This is a genomic window from Caproiciproducens sp. MSJ-32 (genome assembly GCF_018918055.1).
Lineage (GTDB): Bacteria > Bacillota > Clostridia > Clostridiales > Clostridiaceae > Clostridium.
Map to the genome: position 1 here is coordinate 1 of NZ_JAHLPS010000060.1, position 20,372 is coordinate 20,372.

A 20,372-nucleotide genomic window follows, 5' to 3' on the forward strand; every position below is an offset into this window, starting at 1 on the left:
AATAGTAGGATGGGTAAACTATTTTGCTATCGCTGACATGAGAAATATTCTTAAAACACTTGATGAATGGTTAAGGCGAAGGATAAGAATGTGTTTTTGGAAACAGTGGAAAAAGATTAAGACAAAACATGATAATCTTGTAAGATTAGGAATTCCCAATAACAAAGCGTGGGAATATGCAAACACAAGAAAAGGCTATTGGAGAATATCCAACAGCCCTATATTATCCAGAGCACTAACCAATAAATACCTCAAAGAAATAGGTTTGGTGTCAATATCTGAAATTTATTCATTTGTACATTAATTTCTATTGAACCGCCGTGTACCGAACGGTACGCACGGTGGTGTGAGAGGACGCTGAATAAAATAATTATTCAGCTCCTACTCGATTTTACTTTCTAGCTCTTAATTGAAAGTATTTGCACTTTTTTATAAATTACGCATAAATTAGTATAGATAAATTATGAATTAGACTAGTAAAATCAATTATATAAAGGAGAAGGATATGTATATTTCAATACCAGAAAAATTTATTGTACCAATTGTTTTGGTTAATAATTTTTTTGAGGATTTTAGTCCAACTAACATAGAAGGAAAAGAAGAAAAGGGAGAAAAATGGTATTCAAGGTCTAGTCTTAGAAGTGATCTTGAAGAAGATGTAAAATATTTTGAAATTGCACCACAAGTAGAAAATATTCATGAAGAAATTATAAATGTAGAAGATATGGGATTGCAGTATTATTTAGTTAAGTATGTAGATTCTTTAATAGCTATTATCAGAGAATTAGAAGAGGAAGGCTGTACTATTACGCAAACTAATTATGTAGCTGCTATTAATTCTAATTTAAGAAAAGTTAAAGAAATATATGAAGAATATAATGATTTAATTGCAAATATGGACAGAGAAATTTCAGATACAGAATTAGAAGAGATGGTTAAATATTTCTCTAATAAATTAAGAAGATTATTTGAGGGAAGTTTAGAATTTTTAGATTGCCCTAGAGAAGGATATGAAAGAATTGAAAGGCTAATTGATGAGGTAATAGCTGGAATTGGCAATGAAATAAAGGAAAATATTAAAGCTTATAATTTAGACTTTATGGATAGAAAGGCTGGCAAGGTATATTCAAAGAAAAATGACAATATATATAAATAACTATATTTAATCCTAATGGGGTGATGCCTTGAAATATAAGCATTTAATCAAAGAAAACTATAATGAGGTTAATAATTTAAATAATCTGCTAACAGGAATGGTGAATTCTTATAGGCTGCTAATTGGAGGAGCAAATGAGTTAAATAATACTTCGGAAGCTAAAAAGTCAAAGGTAAAAGAAGCTATAGACAGGGCTAATGCTCTAGGAAAAATAATTGATGAAGTGATTAGTGTCTTGGGAGAATGCTGTGATTCATATATAGAATATTGCAAAATTACAAAGAAATTTATTAAAGCTAATACTAGTGAGCAGATAATATTAACAGAAATTAATGAAGAGCTTAATTTTATTAATAGAGAAGATAATAATGAATAAGTATCAAGTTTACATTTATAGTTAAAAGCTTCTAGATTATATCCTGCAAATTATGCATTAAAAAGACATGTCCAAAAAAATTCCAGGACATGTCTTTAATTCATATTTAAATTAATTACTTTTAAGGCTTTTGACTTATAGCTTTTTAAATTTAAATTTGGATACCATTAGGTAGGAGCCGATAAAAATAAGGATAGTTGGTATCCATTCAGAAATGTTCTTATTTATTGTGCATAATACAAATAAAGCCATAAAACATCCTACAATAGTAATCGGAACCCCGGTATAAACTCCATCAAAGTTGGATATATTATATTTAGCTAATCTATAAGCACCGCAAATAGGTAAGATTAATAAGCTTGTTAGACCGATAATTCCTAAAGGACCTAATTCCGAAAAATTATAGATTATAAACATAAGTATTGAGGGAGCAACACCAAAGGAAACTAAGTCAGCTAAGGAGTCTAACTCTTTACCTATTTCACTAGTTACATTCAATTTTCTAGCTATTCTTCCATCGTATCTGTCAATAATTCCTGCGAATAATATAAATAAACAAGAAAAAATATAATTCCTATCAAAAGTATAAATAAGAGACATTATACCACAGGATAAGTTTGTAAAAGTAAAAATATTAGGAATAAAACTTCTTTTCATAAAATCACTCCTGCTTTTATTATTAAGCTTATTCTTCTTAATAATGTATTATCAAATCAATATTATAACATACAATTTAAAAAAATATAATATAATACAGAAATTAAAAAAAATTTAATTAAAATTAATATTTATTTGACTAATTGTTAATTTGATTTATCTGGTAAATATAGTATTATACTATTATATATCAATTTATGTATTTGAACTATTAAATATTAATAATTTAAGTAAATTAGGAGGAAAAAGTGAAAAAGGTAAAGTTTATATATAATCCTTATGCAGGAGAAAATGTAATTTTAGATAATTTAGATCTAGTAATAAAGCTTCATCAAGAGGCAGGGTATACTGTTGTACCTTATAGAATTGATAGTGGAGCTGATGTTATTGAAGCTTTTATGGATTTTAAGGAAGTAAATTATAGTTATATTTTAATTGCTGGTGGAGATGGAACTATAGACAATGTTGTTAATGCTATGGCAAAGGAAGGAGTTTCAGTACCAATAGGAATCCTGCCAGTAGGAACAGCAAATGATTTTGGAAAATTTTTAGGAATGCCTTCTAACATAGAAGCAGCCTGCAGGCAGATATTATCTTCAGAAGTTACTGCTGTTGATTTAGGCTGCATAAATGAGAAGTATTTTGTTAATGTAGCAAGTACAGGATTATTTACAGATGTATCACAAAAGACAGATATTAATTTGAAGAATACAATAGGTAAGCTTGCTTATTATTTAAAGGGATTAGAGGAGCTTCCTAACTTTAGAAAACTTTATATTAAAATAAATTCTAAAGAGATGAATTATGAAGGATACATGTATTTTATGCTCGTATTTAATGGTCAGACAGCTGGTAATTTTAAATTAGCAACAAAGGCAGATGCTACTGATGGAATGCTGGATGTAATTATTTTTAAGGCAGTTAATATAATGGAATTAATTCCTCTATTCGTAAAAGTTTTAAGGGGAGAACATTTAGAATCAGAAAATGTAATTTATTTCAAGACAGATGAACTTCATATTGAATGTGAAGAAGGAATTTTAACTGATATTGATGGAGAAAAGGGACCAGATTTTCCATTAACTATTAAATGTAAAAAAAGAGCTTTAAAAGTTTTAGGTATGAAAGAAAAAGAAGAATAAATAGAAAAGTGTATTAATAAATATAACTAAGAACAAGTTTAGATTGGGAGTAGTCGTTGTTAGAATTTGGTTATTTATGCTTTTTGTTATTTTTATTAATTTTTGTTATTTATATAGGAAAAAATAATTTAACTTTATCACCTAAAAAAATAAAAATATATATCAACATATTATTGCTGCCATTAATTCTTAAGTATTGCGCCTTGTTAATTAGTTTTTTTACAGAAAAGCAGCAGTTTATGTATTATTTGAAGTATTTTCATTATGTAAATTATTTTAGTATTCCTTTAGCTATTATTGTTTCATTATATATTTATTTAAGAAATGAAAAAATAAAGTTTAGCCATATGTATATATTTGTTGCAATATTTGCTGCTCTTTATTTATTTATAATAAGCAACTATTTTTTTAACATAAAGATTGATTCATCCTTTGGTTATATAATACTTATTACTGACAGCATAGTACCTAATTTAATATATTTAATACTTATTGCATCAGCCTTTATTTATACTTTGATTAATTATGATAAACCTTATAGTAATAAGACAGGCATTAGATTTTTGCTAATGGCATTAATAATATATTTAGTTGAATATATTTTAAATTTAGGTGGAATAATTTTATATCCTTATCCGATAATAGGTGAAGGGTTAGTGCTTTTCATTTTGCTTAGAGCAATTAATACCTTTAATTAATGCACAATGAGGAATGTTTTATATTTTATAGAAAATATGCTCAGCCTTTGGCAGGGCATATTTTTTTCGTGAAAAATGTTGCCTTTTAATATTACTTTAATATAATATATTAGTGGAGAGAATTGATAAATAAATATTTATAGATTCAAGGGGTGAAATTAAAATGGAGGGTGTCCCTCAGCTGGATAAGTTAAAATTGAATAAATTTTAGGGGATGCAGCCTTATTATAATTTAACCTTGGAAAAATAGTCTGCTCCCCTAAAAGAAGGAGGAGTAGATATGAAGAAACTATCAGTATTCCTATATACTACTATTTTAGGAAATAAAATGTACGATGAGTTCGATGAAGTATTAGGAGAACTTAAGGACATTTATGTAACTACTGATGAAGGTTATCCAAGAGTAATTGGATATAAAGTAAAAAGAGATGGCTCAACTTTTCACTATGAATTCCGCAGCATAAACTTTTATCAACAGGATAATAAGGTAAAGATAGTTACAAGGGGTAGTAAGGAAATATTACCTAGAACATATTCTTATCTTTTATCAGAACACCTGCTTGATAAAAAAATAGTTGATATTAATGGAAAAAGAGTAGTAAGAGTTGATGATTTAAGAATTGCAGAAATTGCAGGAGAGTATAGGGTAATAGCAGTGGAAACCGGTCCTCAGGCAAGATTTAGAAGATTAAATTGTGAAAGACTAGGTAAATTTATATATAAGCTTTTAAGAAAAGAATATGATGATAGAGTTTTAATGTGGGATGATGTTGAATCTTTAGAAATGGTTAATAAAAATAACCTTCAAATATCAGTACCTTATAAAAAGCTATCAACTCTTCACCCAGCAGATTTAGCAGATATTTTAGAAAACCTAGATACAATTTCAAGAAGGCAGATCTTTGAATCTTTAGATGAAGACTTAGCTGCAGATACCTTGGAACAAATTGAACCTGAATATAAGGGAACAATTATTAAGGAACTCAGTGAAGCAAAGGCAGCTGAACTTCTTGAAAATATGCCGAATGATGAAATTGCAGACGTACTGGATGAGTTAAATGATGATGAAAGAGAAAAGATACTTGTTAACTTAGAGAAGGAAGATGCAGAGGAAGTTAAAGAACTTTTGAGCTATAAAGAAGAAACTGTTGGTAGTATAATGAGTACAGACTATATTTCATTTAACTTAGATATAACAGTTGGAGAGATAATTGATATTCTAAGAGAGTTAGAAGATGTAGAAGATGATGAATTATATAGAATATATATAACTGATGAAGAAGAAAGAGTTTTAGGTGCAATAAATCCAGGAGATTTAATTTTAAATAAGGATGATGTAAAAGTTAAAGATATAATGGAAGAAAATATTGATACCATAAGGTACGATGTTGATATTAAAGAGGCAATTGAAAAAATTGCTAAATATGATTTATTGTCAATACCAGTTGTCGATGAAGAAAATAAGCTGATAGGAACAGTAAACAGCGTTGATTTAATAGATGAGGTATTGTACCCTATGTGGAAGAAAAAGATGAAATAGGAAAATTTAACTTCATCTCTATATTTAAAGGGATGAAGTTTTTTAGTATCTTCTGTAAAAATTCATAAGGAGGAAGTTATGATATATAATGGAGCTTTAGAGTTAATAGGAAACACACCTATACTTAAATTGAATAATTTAGTAGAAGAGGATTCTGCAGAAGTTTATGTTAAATTAGAAAAGTTTAATCCTGGTGGAAGTGTTAAAGATAGAGCTGCTTTAGGTATGATAGAAAGAGCTGAAAAGGAAGGTTTATTAAAAGCTGGCTCAACAATAGTGGAACCAACAAGCGGAAATATGGGAATTGCCCTTGCTATGATTGGAAAGTTAAAAGGATATAAAGTTGTAATAGTTATGCCAGACAGCATGAGTAAGGAAAGACGTGATTTAATTAAGGCTTATGGGGCAGAATTAATATTGACGGATGGTGCTCAAGGAATGAATGGCTCAATAAAAATGGCTAATGAGCTTGCTAAAAAAGATGGTTATTTCATGCCGCAGCAATTTGAAAATTTAGCTAATCCAGAAAAGCATTTTGAAACAACAGCTGAGGAAATATATTCAGAGTTACAGGATATAGATGCTTTTATTGCTGGAGTTGGAACTGGAGGAACGGTTACTGGGGTAGGGAGAAAGCTCAAGGAAAAAATAAAAGGTCTTAAAGTTATTGCAGTTGAGCCGGAAAATTCTCCAGTCTTAAGTGGTGGCAGGGCAGGAGCTCATAAAATTCAAGGTTTAGGTTCAGGTTTTATACCAGAGATATTTGATGCTAAGGTTGTAGATGAGGTTAGAACAGTATCGGATGAAGATGCCTTAAGGCTTACAAAAATATTTGCAGAAAAAGAAGGAATATTAGTTGGAATTTCTTCTGGTGCTGCTATTTATATGGCTTTAAAAGTAGCAAAAGAATTAGGAAAAGGAAAAAAAGTTTTGGTCATTGCACCTGATGGCGGAGAAAAATATATATCCATGGGAATTTTTCATTAAAATAATGTATTAGGGGGAATGATATGTTTAAAAATTTAATGTATGATTTAAACAGAATACTTGAGGTAGACCCAGCAGCAAGAAATAAACTTGAAGTATTTTTATTATATCCATCTGTTCATGCTCTTATAGCTTATAGAATTGCTCATTTTTTACATGAGCATAAATGTTTCTTTTTAGCAAGATTAATATCACAGTTAGCAAGATTTTTTACAGGTATAGAAATTCATCCAGGGGCTAAAATAGGAAGAGGTCTATTTATAGATCACGGTATGGGGGTTGTAATTGGAGAAACCTCTGAAATTGGAAATAATGTAACAATATATCATGGAGTAACTCTTGGAGGAACTGGAAAGGAAAAGGGAAAAAGGCATCCAACTGTGGAGGATGACGTAATTATTGGAGCCGGAGCTAAAATTCTTGGGCCAATAATTTTAAGAAAGGGTTCAAAGGTTGGAGCAAATACCGTTGTATTAAAGGAAGTTCCTGAAAATGGAACAGTTGTTGGATGTGCGGGAAGAAATATAGTTAGAAGCAAAAGTGAAATAATCGAAGTAATTGATGAAAATGGAAAAGTTAAAACAATATATAACAATATGTCTATATAGAGGTTAATATGATAAAAGAAGATATAATAAAATTTTGTAATTCACTAGGTCTTGATACTTTGGGCTTTATAAAGTGTAGGAAATTTATTGAATTAAAGGACTTCTTACTAGAAAGAAAAGCTAAAGGACTTCAAAATGAATTTGAAGAAGATGACATTGAAAAAAGAATAAATCCATTTCTGTATATGGAGGAGGGAAAGACTATTATTTCTATAGCTTTCCCTTATCTTCATGATGTGGAATATTATGATAATGGTTTTTCTGTATATACAAGAGGAATGGATTATCATAAGGTAGTTAAAAGTTACTTAAGTAAAATATGTGAATATATAGAAAGTCTCGGTGGGAAAGCAGCAGCCTTTGTTGACAATAATTTTTTGCCTGAAAGATATATTGCATATTTAGCTGGAGTTGGATTTATAGGAAAGAATAATTTAATAATTACTAAAAAGTATGGCTCCTTTGTGTTTTTAGGAGAAATAATTACTGATTTAGAAATCGAAAGTGATGAAAAAAGGAGTTTTAAGGATATTGAAAGATTTGAAGAGTGCGGTGAATGTACAAATTGCTATAAAAAATGTCCTAGCAAAGCAATTAATCCTTATAGAAAAAATAGTAATATATGTCTTTCCTATCTTACTCAAAAAAAGGAACTTGAAGATAAGCATATAAAGTTATTGGATGGAAGGGTATTTGGATGTGACAGCTGTCAAAAGCCTTGTCCTTATAATGAGAATATAAGCTATTCTCCTATAAAAGAATTCTATCCTTATAATTTTATGAATAAGGATAATACTGAAGAATTAGCAGCTATAGGCAACAGCGGCTTTAAGGAAAGTTTTTTAAAGACTTCCTGTGGCTGGAGAGGTAAAAATGTCTTGAAAAGGAATGCTATAATAAGATTAAGCAGAGATAAAGACATAAGTAATATAAAGACAGACTCACCGTATTTAAATGAGTATATAAATAGACTTTTAAAAGATAATCAAATATAATTGTTACATATAGGAAATTTATAAAGGGGGATATGTATGTTATCACCAACATTTGTTAAAGTAGTAAATATGTTTCCAGAATCATTGATATTAAAAATCACAGAAATTATTGTAAATAGATATTTAAAAAAATACGCTAACATAAAAGTTGAAGGTTTTGAAAACATAGATAAGGCAAAGGGAACAAAAATATTTATATGTAACCATTTAAGTAATTCAGATGGATTAGTATTAAATAAACTTTTAAGAGAAAAATATGATCCAACCTTTGTAGCAGGAGTAAAACTAAGCAATGATCCTATAACAAATCTTGGAGTGAAGATGGTAAAGACCATCAATATTAAACCAAATTCAGCAGATAAAGAAGCTATTACCAAGATTGTTAAGCTGGTAAAAGGGGGAGAAAACTTAGTTATCTTCCCAGAAGGAACTAGAAGCAGAACTGGGGCAATGATTGAAGGAAAGAAGGGAATTCTTCTAATAGCAAGGCTTACAAAGGCAGAGATAATTCCTATGGGAATGACAGGAACAGAAAAACTACTTCCTATAGCTAAAGATGGCGATATGGGAGGAGAAAAATTTAATTATGCAGATGTAAACATAAAAATTGGTGAGCCTATCTTATTACCTGCAAAGAATAAGGATGAAGATAAGCATGAATATGATGAAAGATGCATGAATTATATTATGAAGTCAATTGCTAATTTGCTTCCAGAAGAATATAGAGGAGTTTATAGATAAGGTGATTTTATGAAGAAAAGAACTAAAGAAATATTAGAAATTCTAAAAGAAGAATATCCGGATGCTAAATGTGAACTTAACCATGAATCTCCTTTTCAATTACTAGTGGCAACAATACTTTCAGCTCAAACAACAGATAAGAAGGTAAATGAAGTAACAGAAACTTTATTTAAGGAATATCCTGACTTAGATGCCTTTTTAACCTTATCTGTAGAAGAGCTTGAAAGTAAAATAAAGCAAATAGGTCTTTATAGAAATAAGGCAAAAAATATTATTATGATGTGTAAGCAGTTAAAGGAGAAGTTTAATGGAGAAGTTCCAAGAACAATGGAAGAAATAACTTCTTTAGCTGGAGCAGGAAGGAAGACAGCTAATGTTGTTTTATCTAATGCTTTTGGTGTTCCATCTATTGCAGTTGATACCCATGTATTTAGAGTTTCCAACAGATTAGGTCTTGCAAATTCAGATAATGTTTTAGAAACAGAAATGCAGCTTCAAAAAGAACTTCCAAAGGATGAATGGTCCCTAACTCATCATTTACTTATTTTTCATGGGAGATACTGCTGCATAGCAAGAAAACCAAAGTGTTCACAATGTAGACTTACACAATATTGTAAATATTATAAAGAAAGCATTAAAAAGTAAAAAGTGCCAGGCACTTTTTATAGTGAACTGCAAAAGATTGTTTAAAATCTTTGAAATCTGGTGTGCTTTAAATTATATAAACTGATACTTTCAAACTAATCAGTTAAGAAATATAATAAGAGCAGGTAATTTTTTAATTGGCTAATAATATATTATTAAAAATAAGTTTGATCAGTGGAGGACTATAATGAAAGTTGGAGTATTAATGGGGGGAATATCTTCTGAGAGAGAAGTATCCCTTAATAGTGGAAAATCTATTATGGAGCATATAAATAAAGAGAAGTATGAAGTTGTTCCTGTTGTTATAGACAAAAAAGAAGATCTTATTGAAAAGGTAAAAGGATTAGATTTTGCTCTGCTTGCCTTACATGGAAAATTTGGAGAAGATGGAACAGTTCAGTCAGTATTACAAACTTTAGATATACCATATTCAGGATGTGGACCTTTAAGCAGTGCATTATGCATGGATAAGGATTTAACTAAAACTGTACTAAAAGCTAAAGGAATAAGAACTGCAAAGTGGATAAATGTTCGTTCAGTAGAAGAAATAGATTATGATGCAATAGAAGAAATGGGATATCCTGTTTTTGTGAAGCCTACTAATGGTGGCTCTAGCGTAGCAACCTTTAAAATATATAAAAAAGAAGATATAGAGGCTGCTGTATTAGAAGGTCTTAAATGGGATACTGAAGTTTTAATTGAAGAATTTATTAAAGGGGATGAAATAACTTGTCCTGTATTTAATAATGAATTATTCCCGATTCTTGCAATTAAATCAAATACAGATTTTTATGATTATGAGCAAAAATATTCAGCAAATGGTGCTCAGCATTATCCAATTCAATTAGAAGAAAAGATATATGAGGAAGTAAAAAAGATGGCCTTAGAAACCTATAAGGCTTTAAAATGTTCAGTATATGCAAGAATAGATATGATACTAACAGAAGAAGGAGTTCCTTATGTATTAGAAGTAAATACTTTACCAGGAATGACTTCAACAAGTCTTTTCCCGCAAAGTGCTGGAGAAAGAGGAATAAGCTATTCAGAATTTATAGATTTAATAATAGAAACATCTTTAAAGAAATAAAGAATTACCCTTGTTACTAAACAAGGGTAATTTTTTTTGCTAAAAAGGGCTTTTAAATAATTTATTCTATTAGTTATCTGTGTATATTAAAAAAAATATAATAGCATAATAAATTAGAAAGGTGGTTGTTATAATGCAAAAAATAATTTCTGCTCTTATGATTTCTTTATTTTTAAATTTTAATATAGTTCAAGCACAGGAAAATCCGCAAATTACAAGCAATGTATTAGGAGAAGGAGTATATAATGTGGGAGATATACTTAATTTATTAGGAGATGTAAGATATATACAGAATATTTCATCTCAGAATACAGTTTATTTTGCTCTTTTAGATCATAATAGGGTTGTAATGGAATCAATTATTATGAGACCAGGCTCTGGAAAATTTTCTTTAATAGAATTAGAGCCAAGTTATAAGCTCGTAATATTAGGTGATGGTGAAGCCTTTTTATCAAGATAAATAAATTATGTAATATAACAAAGATTTTGAAATATTTAATTAATTTGGAGGTAAATTAAATGAAAAAATTTATTATAAGCTTATTTATTTCTGTATTCTTATCATCTAATATAGCAATTTCATTGGCTCAAAGCCTTACGCAGATGCTAACTGAGGGAGTTTATAGAATGACTGATATTACTATACCTATAGAAGAGATAAATTTTGTTCAAAATATTTCTGAAAATGAAGTTGTTTTTTTTATTATTGTTGATGAAAATAATGTAACAGTTCAGTCAATAAGATTAGAACCAAAGTCTGAAAAATTTAAGATTGCTCCATTAAAAGCAGGTTATAGAATAATAATTGTTGATTATGGAACAGTAGTGTTATCAAAGGAATAATTTATTTAACATAAATATCAAGGACTGTCTTTGGCAGTTCTTTTTTTATTAATATTAAGGTATTTTTAAGAAATTATATTTATTAATATTAAGGTCTAGAGGCTAAAATAAACAATGAATAATAACATATTAATAATTTTATGGTATATTAAAATTATTATGTATAATTGAGGTGTTAAATTTGAAGGAAGAAGTTATTTTGATTGTTGATGATGAAAAGGAAATTAGAGAGCTTATAGATATTTATTTAAAGGGAGAAGGTTATAATACCTTAAAAGCAGAAGATGGAGAAGAAGCCTTAGAAATACTTAAGAAAAATGAGGTAGATTTAATTATTCTTGATATTATGATGCCAAAGCTAAATGGAATAGAGGCCTGTTTAAAAATAAGAGAAGAAAGAGAAATGCCTATTATAATGCTTTCAGCAAAATCTCAAGATATTGATAAAATATTAGGTTTAAATACTGGTGCAGACGATTATTTAACAAAGCCTTTCAATCCCCTAGAACTTGTAGCAAGAGTTAAATCCCAGCTTAGAAGATATAAGAGATTTAATAAAAGTCAAATAAACTCTGATAATAAAGAAAATAAGTTTGATATTTTAGAAATTGATGATCTTGTTATCAATTTAGAAACCCATGAAGTATTTAAGGATGGAGTAGAAATAAAATTAACGCCAACAGAGTTTGATATTCTTGTTCTATTGGGAAAAAACAGAGGTAAGGTATTTAGTATAGAAAATATATATAATAGCGTTTGGAAACAGGAATTTATGCAGTCCGATAATACCGTAATGGTTCATATAAGAAAAATCAGAGAAAAAATAGAAGATGATTCTAGAAATCCAAAGTTTATAAAAACTGTTTGGGGGGTAGGCTATAAAATTGATAAATAAAAAGAAAGCAAAGGAAGGTAAAAGTATTTTTAGCTGGCCTTTTAACTTATTTTTAAAGATAAGCAGAAAGTTTTTTTATTCCTCCTTTGGAGTAAGATTAAAAAATATAATCTTATTAATATATTCTAAAATAGAAGAAAGCATAAGATTTGAACTTGTTGTAGTCTTTGGGATTTGTTTTTTGACATCTAGTATATTTTATAGTTTTGCCAATAGAATGCTGGCTAAAAATGAGACCATTAGCAATATAGAATACAATATAGAAGAAATCAGACAGAATGCTTTATATTTGTCCCAAAGATTAAATGGAGAATTTAGTGATGAAATAAAGAGTATTGAAGATAAAAATAAAATTTATTCTATTTTAAATGAATATAATAATGGAAATACAAAAATTTATATTACCGATTTAGATGGAAGTATTAAATTTAAAGTTAATGGTGATGTTCATGATAAAATAGATATTTATAGTGTTATTAATAAAGTAAATAAACAGGAAGATTATTCAAGTGAAAAGGTATTTTTATATCCTTTAAAAATAGGGGAAGATAGATTATATCTTTTTTATTATGAAATACCGACCCCTTATATTACCTATGAATATTATGTAAATACAAATTCCTTTCTAGCTTTATTTTTATCAGTCATAATATTTATAGCAATTTTCATTATTATAACAAATAAAAAGATGAAGTACATTGAAGAAATTGAAGCTGGACTTAGAATAATTTCAAGTGGAGATTTATCTTATAGAATAGAGACAAAGGGAAAAGATGAAATTAAAAATTTAGCTGAAAATATCAATAATATGGCAGAGGAAGTCCAAAGAAGAATTGAAGCAGAGAGACGGGCTGAAAGAACAAAAAATGAATTAATAACAAATGTTTCCCATGATTTAAGAACTCCCTTAACTTCTATAATGGGATATATAGGGCTTATAAAAGAAGGAAAATATGAAAATGAAAAGATAATGAAGGATTATTTAAATATAGCTTTTAATAAATCCATTCAATTAAAAAATTTAATTGAAGATTTATTTGAATATACAAAACTTAGTAATAGAGCTGTTTCTTTAGAAAAAAGAAAAGTAAATATAATTGAATTTCTTTCCCAAATAATAGAAGAGTATGTTTATGTATTTGAAGAAAATAATTTAGAAATCGAAACAAGTTTTAGAGATACAAATAGCTTAGTAGATATAGATCCAAGTAAGATGGTGAGGGTTTTTGAAAACTTATTATCAAATGCAATTAAATATTCCTTTAAACCGGGTAAAATTAGAATATTAACTTATGAGAAAGAAAACCATGTTTATATTAAGGTTAGTAACAAGGGTGAAAATATATCAAAGGAAAAATTAAGTAAAATATTTGATAGATTTTATAGAATGGATGAAGCTAGAAATTCTAATGTTAAGGGCAGTGGACTTGGTTTAGCCATAGCCAAAAATATAGTTGAAATGCATGAAGGAGAAATTTGGGCTGAATGTGAAAATAATGATATTAACTTTTTTGTCAAGCTAAGAATATTTGAAGATAAATATTAGTAACAATTAGGCTTCTATTTAATAAATTAATAAAGAGATTATTATTTTCTTGGAGGAATAATGCAAAATAGAAATCCAAATAGCAAATTTGGAATAGATATTAATGAGTACACACAAGATGTAAATTTTGCAACTTTAGCAAGAACAGTGGACTTTTTGTATTTAAGAGCTTCAGGATCAGCTACGGGCAGATTCAGGGTTGACAGAAAATTCCTTGATTTTGCAAGACAGGCAAGAAATTATGGAATACCTGTTGGAGCATATCATTATGGTGTACCTTCCTACGATTTAAATACAGCAGATTCCCAATGTGATGATTTTATAAATATATTGCAGGAAGGCTTTGGTACAAGAAATTATGGTGACTTATTCCCTGTATTAGATATTGAGACACCAATAGAGCCAAAGATGAATACTGATGCATTAATTAATTGGGTACTTAGGTTTAAAGAAAGATTTGAAAGAAGAACTAGAAGAAGGTTAATGTTATACACAGGGGTATTCTTTGTAGAATTATATGACGATTTTAGAACTTCTCAAGGAACTCAGCCTCTTAAATCAATGCCTTTATGGATAGCTATGTATACTTCAATCCCATCAAACCCTCCATTCCCTCCAGATGTGGGTGGATGGACACGTTGGAGAGTATGGCAGTATAGTGAATCTGAAACAGTAGCTGGTGTATCAAATCCTGTAGATGCCAACTGGGGACCAGATAATTTAGATTATTTAATGCAGCCTAGACAGGTAAGAGGCTTAAATGCTTTTATCAGTGGTGATACTTTAATAGTTTACTGGGATAAGAATCCTGATGTTGATCTTCTAGGATATAATATATTCCAAAATGGATACTGGATAGGTACAGTAACAGAGAAAGATACAAACTTTAGAATTAATGTTTCACAATTACCTGCTCCAGTTAATAATAGGAGAGTAATTTCAATAGAAGCTTTTGATTATGATGGAGAAACTTCTCAAGTAAGAAGTAGTGTTCAACTATAAAGATTGATTTATATTGAATTGTAAAAAAGAAGATTGCTGCCAATCTTCTTTTTTACTTATTATTCTTTTATAATACAAACAATATAAAAAGTATTATTTGTAAAAATATAAATATCATTAACTTTAGAAAGCTTAAATTTATTGTCGAAGGCCTTTTAAGATGATATTATATATACTATAGAAAAATTTGAAGGAGTCTTTTATGAGTTACAAGATGGTTTGTATTGATATGGATGGAACTTTACTTGGAAAAGGTAAAAAAATATCTATAGTAAATAAAAATGCAATTAAGAGAGTTCATAATAAAGGAATTCAAATAGTAGTTACAACAGGAAGAATATATAATAATGCAGAGTATTTTTCTAATTTTTTAGGAGTAAATTCTCCAGTTATTGCTGCTAATGGTGCAATAGTAAGAGATAAGATTAGTAATAAAGTTATATATCAGAATCCTATAAGTTTAAATGAATGCTTTAAGCTAATTGACTTATTATATGAAATGAAAGTTTTTTTCCACTTTTACACCATTGGAGGGATTTATTCAAGCAGTATAATAACCGAAATAGGTACAAAAATTTATATGACTAAGCAAGTGGGATATGAAAATTTAAAAATAAAATATCACGTTATTAAAGATAAGAAAAAATGGAAAGAGTTTTTTGAACAAAATGCAAATCAAATAACAAAATGTATTGCTTTTTCAGTTAATCCTGCCAAAATAGAAAAGCTAAAAGAAAAATTAAAAGACATAGACGGAATTGTTTATTTTGGTTCTGGTTCTAGAAGTGTTGAAATAGGAAATAAGGGAGTATCAAAAGGTGCAGCAGTTAAGGCGTTAGCTGAGCATTATGGAATTAAGAGAGAAGAGATTATGGCTATTGGTGACAATGAAAATGATATGTCAATGATTGAGTATGCAGGCTTGGGAGTTGCTATGGGTAACGCTATCGAGCCTTTAAAGGAAATTGCAGACTATGTAACTTCTTCTAATGTAGAAGATGGAGTAGCAAAGGCATTAGACAAATTTATTAAATAAAATTCATAAAAATAAATTAAATAAATGTAAAATAATTCTTTAAGCTTTGACTAAAATACATAGATATAGTATGATTTTTTATATAGTAAAAAAGGGGCTGTTAAGGCAGCCCCTTTAATGTGAAATATATATGAGTAAAATTTAATTTTTAATTGTGCTTTAACAGCTTAACAGGAGGCAATAAAAGTGAATTTAAATATAGTTTTATATCAACCAGAAATACCATCAAATACAGGAAATATAGCAAGAACTTGTGTGTTAACAAATTCTAAGTTACATTTGATTAAGCCCCTTGGCTTTAGTATAGATGATAAACAAGTGAAAAGAGCAGGTTTAGATTATTGGTCAGAGTTAAATCTTGAAGTGCATGAAAGCTATGAAGATTTTTTAAAGAAATATGGAAATGAAAGAATTTATCTAGCAACAACTCATGCAGGAAATTATTATCATGAAGTTTCCTTTAAAGAAGGAGATTTTATTATGTTTGGAAGGGAAACATCAGGAGTTCCTGAAGAAGTTCATTTAAGACACGAAGGGATAAGAGTACCGTTAATAGAAACAAGTACTAGAAGTTTAAATCTTTCAAATACAGTTGCAATTGTGGCTTATGAAGCGCTTAGACAAATGGATTTTCCTAAAATGAAGTAAGAAAATTTAGGAGGAAGAGGAATGGAAAAAATAAAAATAATTACAGATAGTTGTCTTGATATTCCAGAAGAACTTATACAAAAAAATGATATAGAAGTAATGCCTGTTTTAATAAATTTTGGTGAAGAAACATACTTAGATAGAGAAGAAATAGATATTAATAAAATGCAGGAAAAAATAGATAAGGAAGGGATACTTCCTACAACTGCTCAAATTACACCTGCAAGATTTGAAGAAAAATTTAGGGAATATCTTGATCAAGGTTATAGAATTGTTGCAGTTTTAATGTCTTCAGGTATGAGTGGAACATATAATTCAGCATGTATAGCTAAGGATATGATAGGCTCTGATGATATAATTTTAATAGATAGTCAAGTTATAACATCGGCTCAGGGATTTTTTGTTTTAAAAGCTTGTGAATTAAGAGATAAGGGATATTCTGCAGAAGAAATTAAGAAAGTAATAGAAGGATTAATTCCTAAAATGAATGCATCCTTATGTTTTGAATCTTTAGAAAATCTAGTAAGAGGCGGAAGAATATCTAAGACTGTTGGTGCAATTGGAACAGTATTAGGAATTAAAATGATTATAGGCTTTAAAGATGGAATGATGGGTTTAAAGGATAAGGTAAGAAGTAATAAAAAAGCAATCAAGAAAATAATTAGCGATTATGAAAATTCTAATCCTAACAAAGAAGAGCCGGTAATTTTAATTGAAATAGAAAGTCCAGAAATAAAGGCTGAATTAAAGAAATATTTAGAAGTAAATAATATAAAATATATAGAAACAACACCAGGCTGTGCTGTAGGAATACATTCAGGAAGAGGTGCCTGTGGATTATTCTTTTTATCAAATTAATAAAAATAAAGTACAAAAGCTGATTAATATTATTCCTAATATTAATCAGCTTTTTTAACTCCACACTCCACACTCCGCACTCCAAACTCCAAACTCCACACTCCACACTCCACACTCCGCACTCCAAACTCAGCACTCCAAACTGCACACTATTCATAATCTATACTGTAAAGTTTTGGTATAAAAATTGCTTGTAAAACGTTTTCTGGGGTTATATACTAATATTGGGAATAATAAATTATTAATATGGTAAGGGTATCTTAGAAATGTTGAGGTGGCAGTATGAAGTTAGATTTTAGCCTAAATATTATTCAAGAGCAAAAATTGGTTATGACTCAGCAAATGCAGCAGTCTATAAAGATTTTACAAATGTCTAATTATGATTTACGAGAATATATTGAAAATGAGTTTTCAGAAAATCCAATTTTAGAAGAGAATTTTGATTTTATGCAAGACAGCCATAGCAATATAGATAAAATCAATTATAAAGAAATAGTAAAATATTTAGAATTTGATAACTATGATTCTTGTAGCTCTAGCGAATTTAAAGATAAAGAGGAGGAAATTTCTCCTTTTAATTTTATATCCAAAAAAGAATCCTTAACAGAATATTTAAAGGAACAATTAGTAGAATTAGAGGAAGATGAATATAAAAAATCAATTGTATCTTATATGATAGAAAATCTAGATAATAGGGGATATTTGGATATAGATTTAGAAGATATATGTAAAGAATTAAAAATATCCTTGCCTTTAGGAAGGGAAGCTTTAGAAATTCTTCAAGATTTAGAACCTATTGGAATAGGTGCTAGAAATTTAAGTGAATGCTTAAAAATCCAGCTTCGAAAAATGGGAATGTTAAATGAAAAATTAGAAATAATAATAAATAATCATTTAAATCTTATTGCTGAAAATAAATTTAATTTACTGGCTAAAAAATTAAAAATTACCCCAAGGGAAGCGCAAGATTTAGGTGATATTATAAAAAAATTAGAGCCAAAACCATCTAGAGGTTTTTATACTGGGGAAGAAGTAAAGTTTATCATTCCTGATGCAGAAATTAGAAAGATTGATGGTCAATATTTTGTCATTATGAATGAAAGTGTATTGCCTAAACTTTCAATAAGTAAAGTTTATAAAAATATATTAAATAATGAAAAAGACGTTTACATGAAAAATTATGTGAAAGAAAAATTAAATAGTGCTGTTTTTTTATTAAAATGCATAGAGCAAAGGAAAAGTACTCTACTTAAAATACTTGAAAATATAGTAGAAAGGCAGAAGGATTTTTTTGATAAGGGAAGTGAATTTTTAAAACCAATGACTTTAAAGGAAGTTGCTGAGGATTTAAATATTCATGAATCTACAGTAAGCAGGGCAATAAAGGATAAATATATTCTTACTAATAAGGGAACATTAAAAATAAAAGATTTATTTACAAATAAAATTAGTCAAAATTCTGTTGATGGCTGTGATGTAGCAGTTATAAAGATAAAAAATACAATTAAAGAAATAATAAATAATGAAGATAAGAGAAGGCCATTATCTGACGAATTAATATGTTTAGAGTTAAGGAAAAGAAATTTTAATATATCAAGAAGAACTGTTGCTAAATATAGGGAGGAAATGAACATAAAATCCTCAAGTAAAAGGAAAAGAATTGAATAAGCACCTTTTATAAACTATTATTAGATAAAAAATGAAAAAAATTTAACAAATATTAAGAAAATACTTTAAAATTTAGGCGAAGTGTTTTATAATAATAATCGTGGGACATATAGATTTTATATGGGACCTTTTAAGACCAAAGGAGGGTAAGGAGTGCAGGAAATATTATCCTTGGAGAAAAAAATAGTTCCTGAACTTGTAGAAGTCCTGGAAAAAAGATATTCTATTCTTAGAGCTATATACTATAATCAGCCGATTGGTAGAAGAGTATTAGCTTGTCAGTTAAAACTTGGAGAAAGAGCTGTTAGAAATGAAATAAATTTTCTAAAGGCACAAAATTTAATAGAAATTAATACTCCAGGGATGACAGTTACTGAAGAAGGAGCTGAAATAGTAGATAAGCTTAAGGATTTCGTTCATAGTCTTAGGGGACTAGCTGACAAAGAGCATATTATTAAAACCTTTCTTGGGCTTAAAGATGTGATTATTGTTCCGGGAAATGTAGAAACTGATGATGGAATATTAAAAGACCTCGGTAAGGCAACAGCAAATTATTTAAGAAAAATTATTAAAGATAATGATATAATTGCTTTAACTGGAGGGAATACTATCAGAGAGTTTGTAGAAGCATTTCCGCAAATAAATAATGTTTCAAATATTCTTGTAGTTCCTGCAAGAGGAGGTATGGGAAGAAAAGTTGAAACTCAAGCCAGTACTTTGGCTGCATCTTTAGCAAAAAAGATAAAGGGGTCTTATAAACTGCTTCATATACCAGAAAATTTAAGCATAGAACTTCTAGATACCTTATTAAAGGAAAAGGAAATAAAGGAAGTTATAGATGACATCCATAATGCAGATATTTTAATTTATGGCATAGGTAATGCAATAACTATGGCAAAGAAAAGGGATGTTTCTGAAGAGGAAATAAATAAATTAAAAGCACTTGGAGCCGTAGGAGAAGCCTTTGGATGTTATTTTAATAAAAATTCAGAAGTAGTTTCAGAAAATACCTCTATTGGCATTAATATAAATGAAGCAAAAAAAATCAATACTCATATTGCAGTAGCAGCAGGTGAAAGTAAGGTTGAAGCGATTATGGCTGCAATGATGAATAATAAAAATGCAGTATTAGTTACTGATGAAGCTGCTGGCAATAAAATAATTGAAATTATTAATAATCAAACTAAATAAGCTTAAAATTTTTAAAAATTTTAAATATATAACTATTTTTTAGGAGGTAATTG

The 20,372-nt window shown here is 28.7% G+C and carries 23 protein-coding genes; 22 read left to right on the forward strand and 1 reads right to left on the reverse strand.

Features of this window, described 5'->3' with window-relative positions:
- The 3 genes from KQI16_RS06915 to KQI16_RS06925 all read left to right on the forward strand — a co-directional run.
- The coding region (locus KQI16_RS06915) for a group II intron maturase-specific domain-containing protein (protein WP_286172933.1) at positions 1–304 on the forward strand (304 nt) is incomplete at its 5' end.
- A 201-nt stretch (positions 305–505) separates the two neighbouring features.
- Entirely contained in the window at positions 506–1,156 is a 651-nt protein-coding gene (locus KQI16_RS06920; RefSeq protein ID WP_216433060.1) for a hypothetical protein, read from the forward strand.
- Positions 1,157–1,184: 28 nt separating this feature from the next.
- Positions 1,185–1,532 carry a hypothetical protein gene (locus tag KQI16_RS06925; protein ID WP_216433062.1) on the forward strand — a complete coding sequence of 116 codons (348 nt, stop codon included), beginning with the start codon at positions 1,185–1,187 and terminating at the stop codon, positions 1,530–1,532.
- A 135-nt stretch (positions 1,533–1,667) separates the two neighbouring features.
- Here the strand turns inward: KQI16_RS06925 and pssA are convergent, their stop codons facing one another.
- On the reverse strand, positions 1,668–2,189 hold the full coding sequence (pssA, locus tag KQI16_RS06930; protein WP_216433064.1) for a CDP-diacylglycerol--serine O-phosphatidyltransferase: 522 nt from the start codon (positions 2,187–2,189) through the stop codon (positions 1,668–1,670).
- A gap of 248 nt (positions 2,190–2,437) precedes the next feature.
- Between pssA and KQI16_RS06935 the strand changes: the two genes are divergently transcribed.
- The 19 genes from KQI16_RS06935 (at position 2,438) to KQI16_RS07025 (ending at position 20,319) form a co-directional block, all read left to right on the forward strand.
- Positions 2,438–3,331, forward strand: a complete 894-nt coding sequence (locus KQI16_RS06935) for a YegS/Rv2252/BmrU family lipid kinase (RefSeq protein ID WP_216433066.1) — start codon at positions 2,438–2,440, stop codon at positions 3,329–3,331.
- A 56-nt stretch (positions 3,332–3,387) separates the two neighbouring features.
- Positions 3,388–4,029, forward strand: coding sequence for a hypothetical protein (locus KQI16_RS06940; RefSeq protein WP_216433067.1), 642 nt, complete (start codon positions 3,388–3,390; stop codon positions 4,027–4,029).
- A gap of 280 nt (positions 4,030–4,309) precedes the next feature.
- Positions 4,310–5,569, forward strand: a complete 1,260-nt coding sequence (locus tag KQI16_RS06945; RefSeq protein WP_216433069.1) for a magnesium transporter — start codon at positions 4,310–4,312, stop codon at positions 5,567–5,569.
- Between the two features lie 78 nt (positions 5,570–5,647).
- The gene (cysK, locus tag KQI16_RS06950; protein ID WP_216433072.1) at positions 5,648–6,556 is read left to right on the forward strand and encodes a cysteine synthase A; all 909 of its coding nucleotides are present in this window, start codon (positions 5,648–5,650) and stop codon (positions 6,554–6,556) included.
- A 23-nt stretch (positions 6,557–6,579) separates the two neighbouring features.
- Positions 6,580–7,164: a serine O-acetyltransferase EpsC gene (gene epsC, locus KQI16_RS06955; RefSeq protein WP_216433074.1), complete on the forward strand. Its 585-nt coding sequence runs from the start codon at positions 6,580–6,582 to the stop codon at positions 7,162–7,164.
- 8 nt (positions 7,165–7,172) lie between these two features.
- Positions 7,173–8,159: a tRNA epoxyqueuosine(34) reductase QueG gene (queG, locus tag KQI16_RS06960; protein ID WP_216433076.1), complete on the forward strand. Its 987-nt coding sequence runs from the start codon at positions 7,173–7,175 to the stop codon at positions 8,157–8,159.
- Between the two features lie 36 nt (positions 8,160–8,195).
- On the forward strand, positions 8,196–8,900 hold the full coding sequence (locus tag KQI16_RS06965; RefSeq protein WP_216433079.1) for a lysophospholipid acyltransferase family protein: 705 nt from the start codon (positions 8,196–8,198) through the stop codon (positions 8,898–8,900).
- Between the two features lie 9 nt (positions 8,901–8,909).
- Positions 8,910–9,545, forward strand: a complete 636-nt coding sequence (gene nth, locus KQI16_RS06970; protein WP_216433081.1) for an endonuclease III — start codon at positions 8,910–8,912, stop codon at positions 9,543–9,545.
- A 187-nt stretch (positions 9,546–9,732) separates the two neighbouring features.
- Positions 9,733–10,632: a D-alanine--D-alanine ligase gene (locus KQI16_RS06975; RefSeq protein WP_216433083.1), complete on the forward strand. Its 900-nt coding sequence runs from the start codon at positions 9,733–9,735 to the stop codon at positions 10,630–10,632.
- A gap of 133 nt (positions 10,633–10,765) precedes the next feature.
- Complete coding sequence (locus tag KQI16_RS06980; RefSeq protein ID WP_216433085.1) at positions 10,766–11,092, forward strand: hypothetical protein; 327 nt, start codon at positions 10,766–10,768, stop codon at positions 11,090–11,092.
- Between the two features lie 59 nt (positions 11,093–11,151).
- Positions 11,152–11,475, forward strand: a complete 324-nt coding sequence (locus KQI16_RS06985) for a hypothetical protein (RefSeq protein WP_216433087.1) — start codon at positions 11,152–11,154, stop codon at positions 11,473–11,475.
- 181 nt (positions 11,476–11,656) lie between these two features.
- Positions 11,657–12,370 (forward strand): response regulator transcription factor, encoded by a 714-nt coding sequence (locus KQI16_RS06990; protein WP_216433089.1) that lies wholly within the window; start codon positions 11,657–11,659, stop codon positions 12,368–12,370.
- The gene (locus KQI16_RS06995; protein WP_286172936.1) at positions 12,360–13,916 is read left to right on the forward strand and encodes a sensor histidine kinase; all 1,557 of its coding nucleotides are present in this window, start codon (positions 12,360–12,362) and stop codon (positions 13,914–13,916) included. The genes KQI16_RS06990 and KQI16_RS06995 overlap by 11 nt, the downstream gene beginning before the upstream one ends.
- Positions 13,917–13,976: 60 nt before the next feature.
- Positions 13,977–14,918 carry a glycoside hydrolase family 25 protein gene (locus tag KQI16_RS07000; protein WP_216433091.1) on the forward strand — a complete coding sequence of 314 codons (942 nt, stop codon included), beginning with the start codon at positions 13,977–13,979 and terminating at the stop codon, positions 14,916–14,918.
- 202 nt (positions 14,919–15,120) lie between these two features.
- Entirely contained in the window at positions 15,121–15,954 is an 834-nt protein-coding gene (locus KQI16_RS07005; protein WP_216433093.1) for an HAD family hydrolase, read from the forward strand.
- A 186-nt stretch (positions 15,955–16,140) separates the two neighbouring features.
- Positions 16,141–16,602: a tRNA (cytidine(34)-2'-O)-methyltransferase gene (locus KQI16_RS07010; RefSeq protein WP_216433095.1), complete on the forward strand. Its 462-nt coding sequence runs from the start codon at positions 16,141–16,143 to the stop codon at positions 16,600–16,602.
- A 21-nt stretch (positions 16,603–16,623) separates the two neighbouring features.
- Positions 16,624–17,460: a DegV family protein gene (locus KQI16_RS07015; RefSeq protein ID WP_216433097.1), complete on the forward strand. Its 837-nt coding sequence runs from the start codon at positions 16,624–16,626 to the stop codon at positions 17,458–17,460.
- A gap of 282 nt (positions 17,461–17,742) precedes the next feature.
- Complete coding sequence (gene rpoN / locus KQI16_RS07020) at positions 17,743–19,128, forward strand: RNA polymerase factor sigma-54 (RefSeq protein ID WP_216433100.1); 1,386 nt, start codon at positions 17,743–17,745, stop codon at positions 19,126–19,128.
- Positions 19,129–19,281: 153 nt separating this feature from the next.
- Positions 19,282–20,319 (forward strand): sugar-binding transcriptional regulator, encoded by a 1,038-nt coding sequence (locus KQI16_RS07025; RefSeq protein WP_216433102.1) that lies wholly within the window; start codon positions 19,282–19,284, stop codon positions 20,317–20,319.
- Positions 20,320–20,372 lie beyond the last annotated feature (53 nt).